12 protein-coding genes are annotated in these 14,176 nt (G+C 63.9%); 7 read left to right on the forward strand and 5 right to left on the reverse strand.

Annotation, left to right across the window (positions count from 1 at the left end):
- Positions 1-55: 55 nt before the first annotated feature.
- Positions 56-1,768, reverse strand: coding sequence for an FAD-dependent oxidoreductase (locus LOY45_RS03325; protein ID WP_258578743.1), 1,713 nt, complete (start codon positions 1,766-1,768; stop codon positions 56-58).
- 172 nt (positions 1,769-1,940) lie between these two features.
- On the opposite strand from LOY45_RS03325, the gene LOY45_RS03330 reads away from it, so the two are divergent.
- From LOY45_RS03330 to LOY45_RS03340, 3 genes are all read left to right on the forward strand, one after another.
- Complete coding sequence (locus LOY45_RS03330) at positions 1,941-2,717, forward strand: IclR family transcriptional regulator (protein ID WP_115088824.1); 777 nt, start codon at positions 1,941-1,943, stop codon at positions 2,715-2,717.
- A gap of 103 nt (positions 2,718-2,820) precedes the next feature.
- Positions 2,821-3,627: a sugar phosphate isomerase/epimerase family protein gene (locus LOY45_RS03335; protein WP_258578744.1), complete on the forward strand. Its 807-nt coding sequence runs from the start codon at positions 2,821-2,823 to the stop codon at positions 3,625-3,627.
- A gap of 18 nt (positions 3,628-3,645) precedes the next feature.
- Complete coding sequence (locus LOY45_RS03340; RefSeq protein ID WP_115088820.1) at positions 3,646-4,524, forward strand: DMT family transporter; 879 nt, start codon at positions 3,646-3,648, stop codon at positions 4,522-4,524.
- Here LOY45_RS03340 and LOY45_RS03345 read toward each other — a convergent pair.
- Positions 4,521-5,861: an MFS transporter gene (locus tag LOY45_RS03345; RefSeq protein WP_134064378.1), complete on the reverse strand. Its 1,341-nt coding sequence runs from the start codon at positions 5,859-5,861 to the stop codon at positions 4,521-4,523. The two genes, LOY45_RS03340 and LOY45_RS03345, sit on opposite strands and share 4 nt — an antisense overlap.
- A gap of 209 nt (positions 5,862-6,070) precedes the next feature.
- On the opposite strand from LOY45_RS03345, the gene quiC reads away from it, so the two are divergent.
- On the forward strand, positions 6,071-7,981 hold the full coding sequence (gene quiC / locus LOY45_RS03350; RefSeq protein WP_258578745.1) for a 3-dehydroshikimate dehydratase QuiC: 1,911 nt from the start codon (positions 6,071-6,073) through the stop codon (positions 7,979-7,981).
- Positions 7,982-8,058: 77 nt separating this feature from the next.
- Positions 8,059-8,727 (forward strand): TetR/AcrR family transcriptional regulator, encoded by a 669-nt coding sequence (locus LOY45_RS03355; protein ID WP_115088815.1) that lies wholly within the window; start codon positions 8,059-8,061, stop codon positions 8,725-8,727.
- A 100-nt stretch (positions 8,728-8,827) separates the two neighbouring features.
- Here the strand turns inward: LOY45_RS03355 and LOY45_RS03360 are convergent, their stop codons facing one another.
- Complete coding sequence (locus tag LOY45_RS03360; RefSeq protein ID WP_258578746.1) at positions 8,828-9,688, reverse strand: shikimate dehydrogenase; 861 nt, start codon at positions 9,686-9,688, stop codon at positions 8,828-8,830.
- A gap of 171 nt (positions 9,689-9,859) precedes the next feature.
- Between LOY45_RS03360 and LOY45_RS03365 the strand changes: the two genes are divergently transcribed.
- Entirely contained in the window at positions 9,860-11,032 is a 1,173-nt protein-coding gene (locus LOY45_RS03365) for an alkaline phosphatase family protein (RefSeq protein WP_258578747.1), read from the forward strand.
- 75 nt (positions 11,033-11,107) lie between these two features.
- On the opposite strand, the gene trmA is transcribed toward LOY45_RS03365, so the two are convergent.
- Positions 11,108-12,193, reverse strand: a complete 1,086-nt coding sequence (trmA, locus tag LOY45_RS03370; protein ID WP_115088811.1) for a tRNA (uridine(54)-C5)-methyltransferase TrmA — start codon at positions 12,191-12,193, stop codon at positions 11,108-11,110.
- Complete coding sequence (locus tag LOY45_RS03375) at positions 12,190-13,485, reverse strand: NCS2 family permease (RefSeq protein ID WP_115088809.1); 1,296 nt, start codon at positions 13,483-13,485, stop codon at positions 12,190-12,192. The genes trmA and LOY45_RS03375 overlap by 4 nt, the downstream gene beginning before the upstream one ends.
- Before the next feature lie 208 nt (positions 13,486-13,693).
- On the opposite strand from LOY45_RS03375, the gene LOY45_RS03380 reads away from it, so the two are divergent.
- The gene (locus LOY45_RS03380; protein WP_134064370.1) at positions 13,694-14,173 is read left to right on the forward strand and encodes a GNAT family N-acetyltransferase; all 480 of its coding nucleotides are present in this window, start codon (positions 13,694-13,696) and stop codon (positions 14,171-14,173) included.
- Positions 14,174-14,176 lie beyond the last annotated feature (3 nt).

The raw sequence follows: 14,176 nt of genomic DNA on the forward strand, positions 1-14,176 counted from the left end.
TCGCTGGCAACGCCAGCTCCCACAATAAATCTGTGGGAGCGGGCTTGCCCCGCGATCATTCGTACGTTGTCACCCCGGCAATATGCCGCCCGGCGATATAGCCGAACGTCGCCGCCGGCCCCAGATTGATCCCGCCCGCCGGGTAGTGCCCGCCCATAATGCTGGCCATGTCAGTGCCCACCGCATACAGCCCGGCAATCGCCTGCCGCTGCTCGTCCAGTACCTGCGCATGGGCGTTGGTCCTGAGCCCGGCAAAGGTGCCGAAGCAGCCCGGTTCGACTTTCACCGCATAGAACGGCCCCTGTTCGATCGGCGCCACGCACGGATTGGGCCCGTGCAGGGCATCACCCTGTTTGCGGTTGTAAGGCGTGGAGCCGCGCCCGAACTGCGGGTCTTCGCCGTTGCGGGCATGCAGGTTGTACTCGGCGACCGTCGCGACCAGGCCCTGAGCGTCAATCCCGCAGGCCCGCGCCAGGGCTTCGAGGCTATCGCCGGTTTTCAGGTAGCCGGAATTGATCAACGGCTGCACCGGTAAAGGAAACGGCCGCGAGATGCCCAGGCCATAACGACGCTGGAAGGCATGGCTGCAGATCAACCACGACTCGACCTTGTCCCCGGGCGCCTGGGCGACCATGGCGCTGACGTAGTCGTAGTAGCCGTCGGCCTCGTTGACGAAGCGCTTGCCGTCGGCGAGCACGCCGATGATGCCGGGCTTGGCCCGATCAATGATGTGCGGGAAATGCCCAATGCTGCCGTCCGTGTGCGGCACCCGCGACACCGGCGCCCAAGCCACCGGGCTGTGCAAGTCATTGGCAACCTGGCCGCCAACGCTTTCGCCCAGGCGCAGGCCGTCACCGTTGGCGCCCAGCGGCGGCAGGGCCAGGTGCTCGTGGCCGGTGGGTGTTCGCGGGAACAGCGCCTTGCGCCGTTCGACGTCATTGGCAAAGCCGCCGGCGGCCAGTACCACGGCCTTGCGGGCATGGATGCGGATCGGCCCGCGGGTGGTTTCAATAACGGCACCGCTTACCCGGCCCTGATCCTGGATCAACTGGCGAGCCGCTGCTGACTCCCAGAGCAACACGCCAAGGTCTTCAGCCGATTTGGCCAATCGCGCAACCAGCGCTACGCCATTGACCAGTTGCAGGGCCCGGCCGTGGATCGCCAGGTCGAGCAGGTGGCGGCTGAAACGCTTGCTCACGTGCATTAGCGAACGCCAGGAACGGGTGAGGGTGAGGAAGGCACCGAGGTCCTTGCCGGCCATGATCGGCATGCCCATGAACGAGGTTTCGCGCAGGGTTTTGCGCAGGCGCTTGAGCAGCTTCTTACCCACCTGGCGCCCGTCGTAAGGCGCCGCAATCACCGAACGCCCGCCGGTGCCGGCGCCGGGGGTGTTGCCGTGAATGTCGGCAATGCCGTTGCCGTCGGCAAATTGCAGTTGGGTATGGCGCTCGAAGAACGACACCATGTTGGGCGCAGCTTCCAGGAACGCATCGATCATTGGCGCATCGAAACGCTCGCCCAGTTCATGCTCCAGGTAGCTGCGCGGCTGGGCGCGCTCTTCGATGATCCCGGCGCGCTGTGCCAGCGGGTTGCACGGCACCCACATCCAGCCGCCGGACCAGGCCGTGGCACCGCCGAACACCGGGTCTTTTTCGACCACGATGACTTTTTCACCATGCCAGGCGGCAGTCACCGCAGCGGCCAGTCCGGCGGCGCCGGAGCCGATGACCAGTACATCGCATTCGACCAGCGGGGTGTCGACGGGCATGAGCAGTATCCTCCAACAAGTTTTGTTATATTTTGGAACTTGATTCCATATTCTATGGTTCGAGAGATCGCTCAGCCAAGGCGTGCCACGACAAAGTGGGCGAAGATCGGACAGTGATTTGCGCTTTCGCCGGGGCTCTTTAGAATCGGCACAAATTTCAGGGACCATGACCATGGCCGGCAGTCAGATCGAACGCGCGTTCAACCTTCTCGAACGCCTTACCAGCGCCCCGCGCGGGCTGCCCCTGCAGACCCTGGCCGAAGAGCTGGACATCCCCAAGAGCGCCACCCACCGCATGCTCGCCGAGCTGATGCGCCTGGGCTATGTGCGCCAGAATGCCGAGAGCAGCCGCTATCACCTGAGCACTCGCCTGGTGGCCATGGGCTTTCGCTACCTGGCCAGCAGTGGCGCCGATATTGTCCAGCCGATCCTCGAGCAACTGGCGCAGCAGACTGGCGAACTGGTGCGCCTGGGGGTGATCGACGGCGAGCGTCAGACCTGGATCGCCAAGGCCCAGGGCGCCCGTTCCGGCTTGCGTTACGACCCCGACATGGGCCGTGATGCGCCGTTGTTCTACACCGCCTCCGGGCATGCCTGGCTGTCCAGCCTGAGTGATGCCCAGGCTTTGTTGCTGGTGGAGCGCCAGGGGATTGCCGACCCGGCGGAGTTCGGCCCCAATGCGCCGAAATCCAATGCCGAGCTGCTCGAACGCCTGCGTATTGCCCGCGAGCATGGTTATGCCTGGGTGGTGGAAAGTTCGGCGGTGGGTACTTCGGCATTGGCGGCAGTAGTGCGTCACCCGCTCGACGGCCACGCGCTGGGGGTGCTCAGCGTCGCCGGTCCCAGTGCACGGATGAGCGAGGCGCGCATGCACGAGCTGGCGCCGGTGTTGCTGGCGGCGGTGGCGGAGTTGTCGGCGGCGAGTCCTGCGTCCGAGTTGTTCGTTTAAAAGCATCGCTGGCTTGCCAGCGATGGGTGTCGTTTTTTTGCTTGCATTGAAATTGGAACTAAGTTCTAAATATTTCCAAATTCAACTCGCCGAGACAACAACAATGACTCAACGCGTGATGTCCCTCGCCGCCCTGACGGTACTCGAGCTGTCGCCGGTGGAAATGGTCGAGGTCGCCGCTCGCGCCGGTTACAGCCATGTCGGCTTGCGTCTGGAGCCGGCCACGGCCGAGGAGCATCACTTCCCGCTGGTGGCCGACGCCGGCCTGCGTCGGCAGACCGCTGCGCGCTTGCTTGACACCGGCATCAAGGTGCTGGATGTGGAGATCCTGCGGCTCAAGCCCGACACCCTTGTCGCCGACTTCGAAGCGCTGCTGGCAGTGGGCGCGGAATTCGGCGCCAGTGAGCTGCTGGTCGCCGGCAATGACCCCGACGAGCAGCGCCAGACCGACAACTTCGCCGCGCTGTGCGATTTGGCCGGGCAGTACGGCCTGCACCCGCACCTGGAATTCATGCCCTGGACCGATGCGAAGAACCTCACTCAGGCCTGGCGTATCGTCGAGCAAGCCGGACGCGACAATGGCGGGGTGCTGGTCGATGCCTTTCACTTCGACCGCTCGGCTTCATCGCTGGACGAGTTGCGCCAGGTGCCGCCCTCGCGGCTACGCTATGCACAGTTGTGTGACGTGGCCGGTCCGCGTCCGGACGACATGGCCGAGATCCTGCGCCAGGCGCGCAACGAGCGGCGCTTTCCCGGTGATGGCAATTGCGACTTGCCCGGCTTGTTGCGTAGCCTGCCGCAGAACATCGCGCTGAGCCTGGAAATCCCCGTCCGCGACCAGGGCCTGAGTGCCTTGCAGCGGGCGCAGGTGGCCCTGGACAAGACCTGTCAGCTGCTCCGTCAACTCTGAACCCGCGAGCCTTTACCGATGCCCCGTCCCACTGCGCTCGACGCTGTCAGCCAACCGCTCAAGGGCATTGCCCTGGTGGTGCTGGCGACCTTGCTGTTCGCCAGCCACGACGCCTTGTCCAAGTACCTGGCGGGGTTCTATCCGATTCTCTGGGTGGTGTGGGCGCGCTATCTGGTGCACACCCTGCTGATGATGGTGATCTTCCTGCCGCAGTCGGGCCTGCGCGTGCTGCGTACGCGAAGGCCGGGGCTGCAGACCTTGCGCGCGCTGTGCCTGCTGGGCACCAGCCTGTTGTTCACCACGGCCTTGCAGTACATACCGCTGGCCGAGGCGACTGCGGTCAACTTCCTTGCCCCCTTGCTGGTCACTGCGCTGTCGCTGCCGCTGCTGGGCGAGAAGGTCACGCGCGGGCAGTGGGTGGCGGTGCTGGTGAGTTTCGTCGGGGTGACGGTGATCATTCATCCAGGTGGGGCGTTGTTCACCCCGGCGGTGTTGTTGCCGTTCGGTTCGGCCTTGTGCTTTTGCTTCTACCAGTTGCTGACGCGCAAGCTCAGCGGCACCGACAGCCCGACGACCAGCAACTTCTTCACCGGCCTGCTCAACACCCTGGTGATGAGCGCCGTGGTGCCGATGTTCTGGCAGACTCCAAGTTTGATCCACGGCCTGATGGCAGTGGCCCTGGGCACCTGCGGGATGACCGCACACCTGTTCCTGACCCAGGCCTTCCGCCATGCGCCGCCGGCCATGCTGGCGCCGTTCAGTTACTGTCAGATCGTATTCGCCGGGATTCTCGGCCTGGTGCTGTTCGGACACAGCCCGGACATGGCCGGGCTGGTGGGGATTGCCTTGATCTGCCTGAGCGGCCTGGGCGCCGCCTGGCTGCAGCGGCGTCGTTAGGCCTCGACTGTCGGCACCTTGCGCGGGGCCATGAAGTACATCCAGGTCAGGGCGATGAAGTACATGGCCGGGATCATGGTGAACAGCAGGGTGTAATTGTTGTTGGTGGTGGTGAGGATATAACCCACCAACTGGGTCATGAACATGCCGCCGATGGCCGCGCACATGCCGCCGAAACCGAACACCGTGCTCATCATGTGCTTGGGCGTGTAGTCCATCACCAGGCTCCAGATGTTGGCGGTCCAGGCCTGGTGCGCGGCGATCGCCAGCGAAATCGCCAGTACCGCGACCCACAGGCTGCTGGCGCCAGCGGCGAAGATCACGCCGATGATGGTGGTGGCAAACAACAGCATCGACAGCAGCCGCGCCTTGACCGGGGCCATGCCGCGGCCAATCAGGAACGACGAGAGAATGCCGCCGCCGACACTGCCGAAATCCGCACTCAGGTAGATGACGATCAGCGGGATGCCCATCTGCGTCACGCTGATGCCCAGGCTGTATTGCTGGTTGAGGAACGGCGGCAGCCAGTACAGGTAGAACCAGAACACCGGCGCGGTCACCGAGTAAGCCAGGGCGAAGGCCCAGGTGCCGCGCATGCGCAGGATGCGTGAGAACGGCACGCGAGCCTGATCCGCTTCTGCTTCGCCTTGCACGTAGGCCAGCTCTTCCTTGCTGACGGTCGGGTGGTCTTCCGGGTTGAAGTATTTCAGGCCCCAGAACACCACCCACACCAGGCCCAGCGCGCCCATGCCCATGAACGCCGCTTGCCAGCCCCACACGGTGAGGATCAACGGCAGCAGCATCGGTGTGAACATGGCGCCGACGTTGGTACCGGCGTTGAAGATGCCAGTGGCCACTGCCCGTTCACCGGCCGGGAACCACAAGCGGGTGGTCTTGACGCAGGCCGGGTAGTTGGCCGCTTCGGTCAGGCCAAGAATGAACCGGCAGACCATGAAGCCCACCGCCGAGGTGGCCAGGCCGTGAGCGCCGGTGGCCAGGCTCCAGAGCAGCACGGCGCAGAAGAACACGCGCTTGACCCCGACCCGGTCGATCAAGCGGCCCTGGAGCACGAAGCCGATGGCGTAGCCGACCTGGAACCAGAAGTTGATGTTGGCGTAATCCATCGCCGTCCAGCTCATTTCCTTGGCCAGGATCGGCTGCATCACCCCGAGGGCGGCGCGGTCGATGTAGTTCAAGGTGGTGGCGAAGAACACCAGGGCGAGCATGACCCAGCGGGTCTTGCCGACGGCCATGGCGCCACGCAACTTGTCGCCGATGCCGGCGTGCGGAGTACTGCCCAGGGGCTGGGCCATGCGGGTGGATTGAGTGTGGATCATCGCGGGTTACCCGTATTTTTATGTTTATGGGTCAAGCCTTGGTGTTGAAATGGTGCGCCCGTGGTCAAAAAAGGGTCAATTCGCTGAACGCTATTTTGGGCGATAATCGAACACAAAACTAACTAGTTCGTACCTTTTGAATTGAGCAAAAATTGGCCAACGCCAATAATTCCTCCACCGGTTTTTGCCTGCCCATCGGAGCCAGAATAATGCAGCGTTCGATCGCCACCGTATCCTTGAGCGGTACTTTGCCAGAAAAACTCGAAGCCATCGCCGCCGCAGGCTTCGACGGGGTCGAGATCTTCGAGAATGACCTGCTGTACTACGCCGGCAGTCCGCGCGAAATTCGCCAGCGCTGCGCCGACCTGGGTCTGGCAATTACCCTGTTCCAGCCGTTTCGCGATTTCGAGGGCTGCCGCCGCGATCGCCTGGCGCGCAACCTGGAACGGGCCGAGCGCAAATTCGATCTGATGCAGGAGCTGGGCACCGATCTGGTGCTGGTGTGCAGCAACGTCGCCGCCGATTCCCTCGGTGAGCGCCAGCTGCTGGTGGACGACCTGCGCCTGCTGGCCGAGCGCGCCGGTGCCCGTGGCCTGCGCATCGGTTACGAAGCCCTGGCCTGGGGCCGCCATGTGAATACCTGGGAGCAGGTCTGGGACATTGTCAAAACCGCCGACCATGCCAGCCTCGGGATGATCCTCGACAGTTTCCACACCCTGTCGCTCAAGGGCGACCCACGGGCCATCGCCCAGGTGCCGGGGGACAAGATCTTCTTCGTGCAGATGGCCGACGCGCCGATCCTGGCCATGGACGTGCTGGAGTGGAGCCGGCATTTTCGCTGCTTCCCGGGGCAGGGCGAGTTTGACCTGCCGGGGTTTCTGGCGCCGATCCTGGTCAGCGGTTACAGCGGCCCGCTGTCGCTGGAAATCTTCAACGATGGCTTCCGCGCCGCGCCGCCACGGGCCAATGCCGCCGATGGATTGCGCTCGCTGTTGTACCTGGAAGAGAAGACCCGTCAGCGCCTGGAGCAAGACCGCGTAGCGCCGGCCAGCGACGACCTGTTGTTCGCCCCACCGCCTGCCAGTGCCTATGACGGTATCGAGTTCCTCGAATTTGCCGTCGACGACGCCCTGGGTGCCAAGCTGGGCAACTGGCTGGAGTGCCTGGGCTTTACCCGCGCCGGCGTGCATCGTTCGAAGAATGTCAGCCTGCTGCGTCAGGGCGACATCAACCTGATCCTCAACGCCGAACCCTATTCGTTCGCCCACAACTTTTTCGAAAGCCATGGCCCGTCGCTGTGCGCCACGGCGATCCGGGTCAAGGACAGCGCCCAGGCCCTGGCCCGTGCCGTGGCCTACCATGGCCAGCCCTACCGTGGCCTGGTCGGTCCCAACGAGCGCGAGCTGGCGGCGGTGCGCGCACCGGATGGCAGCCTGATCTACCTGGTGGATCAGGACGCCCAGGGCCGGACCATCTACGACACCGACTTCAGTGTGCAGCAGCAAGCGGGCAGCAGCATCGGTCTGACCCGCATCGATCATATGGCCCTGGCCTTGCCGGCCGACGGCCTGGACAGCTGGGCGCTGTTCTACAAGAGCGTGCTGGACTTCAGCGCCGATGACGAAGTGGTGTTGCCCGACCCCTACGGCCTGGTCAAGAGCCGCGCCTTGCGCAGCCGCTGCAGCACCATCCGCCTGCCGCTGAACATTTCGGAAAACCGCAACACGGCGATTGCCCATGCCTTGTCGCATTACCGCGGTTCGGGCGTGCACCACATCGCGTTTGATTGCGAGGATATTTTTACCGCGGTCAAACAGGCCAAGGAAGCTGGCGTGGCCTTGCTCGACATCCCGCTCAACTATTACGACGACCTTGCCGCGCGTTTTGATTTCGACGACGAGTTCCTCAGCGAGCTGGCCTACTACAACGTGCTTTACGACCGCGATGCCCAGGGCGGTGAGCTGTTTCATGTGTACACCGAGCCGTTCGAGGAGCGCTTCTTCTTCGAGGTACTGCAACGGCGTAACGGCTACAGTGGCTATGGCGCGGCCAACGTCGCCGTGCGGCTGGCCGCGATGGCCAAGGCGCGCGCCGGCTCGCCAGCGCAGGCCAAGTTGTAGGGCACAGGCTGCGAGGCTTCCTTACTCAGCACCCGGGGCTCATAATTGCCGGGTTAACCGATGGCCATGAGTCCCGTATGACGACTACCCCAGCACTCTGCGCAGCCCCTGAACCCGCGCCGCGCAAGGGCCGCAAGAACAACCCGGAAAAGACCCGCGAGAATATTCTCCAGGCGGCGATCAGCGAATTCGTCCAGCAGGGGCTGGCCGGCGCCCGGGTCGATGCGATCGCCGAGCGCACGCAAACCTCCAAGCGCATGATCTACTACTATTTCAACAGCAAGGAGCAGTTGTACGTCGAGGTGCTGGAGAAGCTCTACGGCGATATCCGCAGTACCGAAAGCAACCTGCACCTGGCCGAGCTCGAGCCGCGCCTGGGCATCCGCCGGCTGGTGGAGTTCACCTTTGATCACCATGATCGCAACGTCGACTTCGTGCGCATCGTCTGCAACGAGAACATGCACCACGGCGAGTACGTCAAGCGCTCGTCGGCCATTCGCTCGATGAACAAGACGGTGCTGACAGCGCTGGATGAAGTGCTCAAGCGCGGGGCTGCCGAGGGCGTCTTCCGCCAGGGGCTGGAGGCGCTGGATGTGCACCTGTTGATCAGCTCGTTCTGTTTCTACCGAGTGTCGAACCGGCATACCTTTGGCGAGATCTTCCAGGTGGATTTCGAGGACAAGGCGGTCAAGGAACGGCATCGGCAAATGATTTGCGAGGCGGTGCTGAGGTTCTTGCAGGCCTGAGGATCCGGGGCCGCTTTGCGGCCCATCGCTGGCAAGCCAGCTCCCACAGTTGCGGCGCATGCAGATCCATTGTGGGAGCCGGCGTTGCCGGCGATGCTTTTCAGCCACCCAGGCTGTTGAAGTGCTCGATCATCCGCGCCGCATCCGGCTTCACTCCGCTGAACAGTTCAAACGCCTTCACCGCCTGGAACACCGCCATGTTTGCCCCGCTCAGGGTGCGGCAACCCAGGGCCCGGGCTGCGCATAGCAGCTCGGTTTCCAGCGGGAAATAAACGATCTCCGCTACCCACAGATCCGTTCGCAGCAACGCCTTGGGCACCGGCATGCCCGGCAGCTTGGCCATGCCCATGGGCGTGGTGTTGACCAGGCCGTCGGCGCTGGCCATGGCGCTTCGCAGGTCATGGCCGACCCTGGCCCGGCTGCCTGGAAAGTGCTGGTTGAGGTTATCCACAAGGGCCTGGGCCCGGGCCAGCTCTACATCGAATACCGTCAGCTGTTCGACGCCTTCTTCCAGTAGCGCATGGGCCACTGCAGCCCCTGCGCCGCCAGCGCCCATCTGCACTACCTGACGGCGCGCCGCATCGGCCAGGCCACGGCGAAAGCCTTCGGCAAAGCCCAGGCAGTCGGTGTTGTGGCCGATGCGCTTGCCATCCTTGAGCACCACGGTGTTGACCGCGCCGATGCCCTGGGCTTGCGGCGACAGCTCGTTGAGCAGCGGCAGGATCGCCTGTTTGCATGGGAAAGTGATGTTCAGGCCGGTGAAGCCCATGTACTCAGCCGCTGTCAGCAGCTCTTCGAGGGCGCTGCTGTCGAGCTTGAGCTGGTCCAGGTCGATCAGCCGGTACAGGTAATTCAGGCCTTGCGCGGCGCCTTCGCGCTCGTGCAGCGCCGGGGTGCGCGAGGCCTGGATGCCGGCGCCGATAAGGCCGGCGAGAATGCCGGAGGAGGGGGCCAAACTCATGCTGAAAACTCCATTGTTGTTCTTGGTGATGGGGTGGGAGTGATTCAGTTAGAAAATGTACCGAATGGTTAATTTGGTCAATTGGCCGCAAGGTCGCAGGCGTGTTTTCTGTGCGCTGATCGCACAGCCTGTGCTACACCTGTTGCTTTGTACCTGACCACGGAGGGAGACATGGCAACGCCGATCAACGACCTGCAGTCGCTGGGTGAAACCTGGCCAGGCTTGGCCAACCTGACCCAGTCGATCTTCGCGGCCCTGGGTGGCCATGGTTTTCGCAATGCCTTTCGCCTTGATCATTCGCGCAGCACTTGCCTGATGCTGATCGATGGCCTGGGCTGGAACCTGCTGCAGGCCCATGCCCGGCATGCACCGTTTCTTGCCTCATTGATGCAGCCGGACAGCCACTTCAAGGTGGGTTTTCCGGCCACCACCGCGACCAGCCTGGCCTCGGTGACCTCAGGGCTGGGCAGCGGCGCCCACGGCATCGTTGGCTGCGGCTTCGCCCTGGATGAGCAGACCGAACTGTCGCCGCTGTCGTGGACCACGTCGCCTCTGCAGGTCGAGGCGCAGCCCAGCATCGCGCCGCTGCCGGAGACTTTTATCGTGCCTGCCGATGCCTGGAGCCAGGCCGCCGCGCAGGGCATCGCCATCAGCACGGTGATGCTCGGGCGCTATGCCAGTTCCGACTTCACTCGGGCGATCTACAAGGCTGGCAGGATTCTCCCTGCGCCGGCCTATGACGCCTATCCGGAACTGGTCAATGCCGCCCTGGCGGTGCCGGAGCCGGCGTTCTGTTTTGCCTATTTCGGTGACCTGGACTTTGCCGGACACTTGTTCGGCCCCGGCTCCGAGGGCTGGCTCAAGCAACTGCAGATTGCCGACCAGCTGGCCCAGGCCATCGCCCGCCGTTTGCCCGAGCAGGCGCGGCTGATGGTGATTGCCGACCACGGCATGCTGGCGCTGGACAGCGAACAGGTGCGTGACTTTGACCAGGATCCGGTGCTGCAGGAGGGCGTGCGGGCGATGGCCGGGGATATCCGCGCGCGCTACCTGTACACCCACGAGCACCAGCAGGATCGTGTACACGAGCGTTGGCAGAATCGTCTCGGGGATCAGTACCGGATATTGAGCAAGGCCCAGGCAATTGCCAAGGGGCTGTTCGGCGATGTGTTGCTGAGCCAGGCTGAAGCGCGGATTGGCGATCTGATCGTGGTCCCGAGCGGGGCCGGCGGGATCATTCGCAGCGAGGTGGAGAAGCACGCCAGCCAGTGGCGGGGGCACCATGGGGCGTTGACCGATGAGGATCAGCTGGTGCCGTTGTTGATGTGTTCGGGGCAGGGCTGAAGGGCCCTATCGCTGGCAAGCCAGCTCCCACAGGGTGTGTGGGAGCTGGCTTGCCAGCGATGAAGCCGACGCCGACTAACGCCGAACCAGCAACACCCCACTCTCCATGTGATGGGTATACGGAAACTGGTCGAACAACGCGCAACGCTCGATGCGATGGGTGTCGTGCAACTGGGCGATATTCGCCGCCAGGGTTTCCGGGTTGCAGGAGATGTACAGGATATTGTCGAAGCGCCGGGTCAGTTCACAAGTGTCCGGGTCCATGCCGGCGCGCGGCGGGTCGACGAACACACTGCCGAACTGGTAGCTCTTCAGGTCGATACCTTCCAGGCGGCGGAACGGGCGCACTTCGTTCAGCGCTTCGGTCAGCTCTTCAGCCGACAGGCGCACCAGGCGCACGTTATCCACAGCGTTGTCGTCGAGGTTGTGCAGGGCGGCATTCACCGAAGTCTTGCTGATCTCGGTGGCCAGCACCTTGCGTACCCGGGTGGCCAGCGGCAGGGTGAAGTTGCCGTTGCCGCAGTACAGCTCGAGCAGGTCGTCCTGGCGCTCGCCCAGGGCCTCATAGGCCCAGTTGAGCATCTTCTGGTTGACCGCGCCGTTAGGCTGGGTGAAGGCGCCTTCAGGCTGGCGGTAGCGGAAGGTGCGTCCGGCAATCTGCAGTTCTTCGACCGCGTAATCGCGGCCGATCACCACGCGCTTGCCCTTGGAGCGGCCGATGATGCTCACGCCCAGGTCGCTGGCCAGTTGCTGCGCCGCGGCTTCCCAGTGCTCGTCCAGTGGACGGTGGTAGCACAGGGTGATCATCGCATCGCCTGCCAGGGTGGTGAGGAACTCCACCTGGAACAGCTTGAAACTCAGCGCCGAACTGGCCTGCCAGGCGGCCTTGAGCCGCGGCATCAGGTCGTTGATCTGCTGGCTGGCAATCGGGAAGTCTTCGATCAGGATCGGCGTGTACTTCTCGCCCGGGGCGAACATTGCGTAGAAGCGCTGCTCGTTTTCACGCCACAGGCGAAACTCTGCACGCAGGCGATAGTGCTCGCGCGGCGAGTCGAACACCGCAGGCTCGGGAGCCGCGAATGGCGCCAGCAGCTCGCGCAGGCGCGCGACCTTGGCGTCGAGCTGCTGGGTGTAGGTCGAAGGGTCGAAGACAGCACTCATGCGTTGAACCAGCCCAGCTTGATGACGAACAGGATCGAGAGGATCACCAGCGCCGCGTTGAGGTCACGGGCACGGCCGGAGAGCAGCTTGATCGCGGTCCAGGCAATGAAACCGAAGGCGATGCCGTTGGCGATCGAGTAGGTCAGCGGCATGGCCAGGGCGGTAACCACCACCGGCGCGGCTTCGGTAATGTCGTCCCAGTTTATTTCAGCCAGGCCCGAAGCCATCAACACGGCGACGAACAACAGCGCAGGTGCCGTGGCGAAGGCTGGCACGCTGCCGGCCAGCGGCGCGAAGAACAGCGCCAGCAGGAACAGGATGGCCACCACGATGGCGGTCAGGCCGGTGCGGCCACCGGCGCTCACGCCCGCGGCGGATTCGATGTAGCTGGTGGTGGTCGAGGTGCCCAGCAGGGAACCGGCCATGGCCGCAGTACTGTCGGCGATCAGCGCACGTCCCATCTTCGGCATGTGGCCGTCCTTGCGCATCAGGCCGGCGCGCTTGGCGACGCCGATCAGGGTGCCGGAGTTGTCGAACAGGTCGACGAACAGGAACGCGAAGATCACGCTGATCAGGCCGACGTCCAGCGCGCCCTTGATGTCCAGCTGCAGGAAGGTCGGCGCCAGCGACGGCGGCATCGACACTACGCCGTTGAACGGGGTGACGCCCAGGGCGATCGAGGCCACGGTCACCGCCAGGATGCCGATCAGCACCGCGCCACGGACCTTCATGGCCTCCAGCGCGACGATCAGGAAGAAGCCCAGGGTGGCAAGGATCGGCGCTGGCTTCTTGAGGTCGCCGAGGCCCACCAGGGTGGCCTGGTTATCGACCACAATGCCGGCGTTGTGCAGGGCGATCAGTGCCAGGAACAGGCCGATACCGGCGGCGATTGCCGAACGCAGCGGCAACGGGATGCTGTTGACGATCCATTCACGGATGCGAAAGATCGACAGCAGGAAGAAGCACACCGCCGAGATGAACACCGCGCCCAATGCCACCTGCCAGGTGTGGCCCATGTGCAGGACCACGGTGTAGGTGAAGAAGGCGTTCAGGCCCATGCCCGGTGCCAGGGCGATCGGGTAGTTGGCGATCAGGCCCATGGTGGTCGAGCCGATGGCTGCGGCCAGGCAGGTGGCGACGAACAGCGCACCCTTGTCCATGCCGGTCTCGCCGAGGATGCTCGGGTTGACGAACAGGATGTAGGCCATGGCCAGGAAGGTGGTCACGCCCGCGAGAATCTCGGTGCGGACATTGGTGTCGTGTGCTTTTAGTTGAAACAGCCTTTCCAGCATGCCTGCTCCCCGTGGCGCTCCCGGCGCCGTGAATGTATCGACCCAGTTAGCAAAGCACAGACTGTACCGGGAGACTGTGGTTTTTCCCTGGGTCGGAAAAAAGCCGCGCATCATACCAGCATGCTCGGGCAGCGGTAATTAATGTCGCGATACACTGCAGATATCTGCAGGTTCTGCGCCGTTCCCCCCATCCCGAGTTGACCATGCTGTGCAACTGACCGACTACCGCGACCTCACCCCGGCCCAGCGCGAGCAACTGATCGACATCCAGGTGCGGCCCGAACAACAGCACTTTGCCGGCGATATGGCCAGCGCGCTGTACATCCTGCTGAGTACCGACAGCCCTGACCTGCGCGGCGTGGCGCTGCTGGTGAATAATGTGCCGAGCGCCTTCCTGCTGCTCCAGCGTGGGGCGTTCCTGGCGCCCTGGGCCCGGCCCGATGCCGCGACGATCAATGCCTTGCAGGTGGATCGGCGCCTGCAGGGCCGCGGCTTGGGGCGATTTTTCATGCAGGCGCTGCCGGGCCTGGTGCGCGATTTGTGGCCCGACGTGCGCTGTTTGCAACTGTCGGTGGACCCGGGCAACCACACCGCCCTGGCGTTTTACCGGGCCACCGGCTGGGTCGACAGCGGTGACGGCTACCGCGCGCGCAAGGGCCATGAGTGTCAACTGACCCTGCTGCTATGAGCG

The organism is Pseudomonas wadenswilerensis, assembly GCF_024749185.1.
GTDB lineage: Bacteria > Pseudomonadota > Gammaproteobacteria > Pseudomonadales > Pseudomonadaceae > Aquipseudomonas > Aquipseudomonas wadenswilerensis.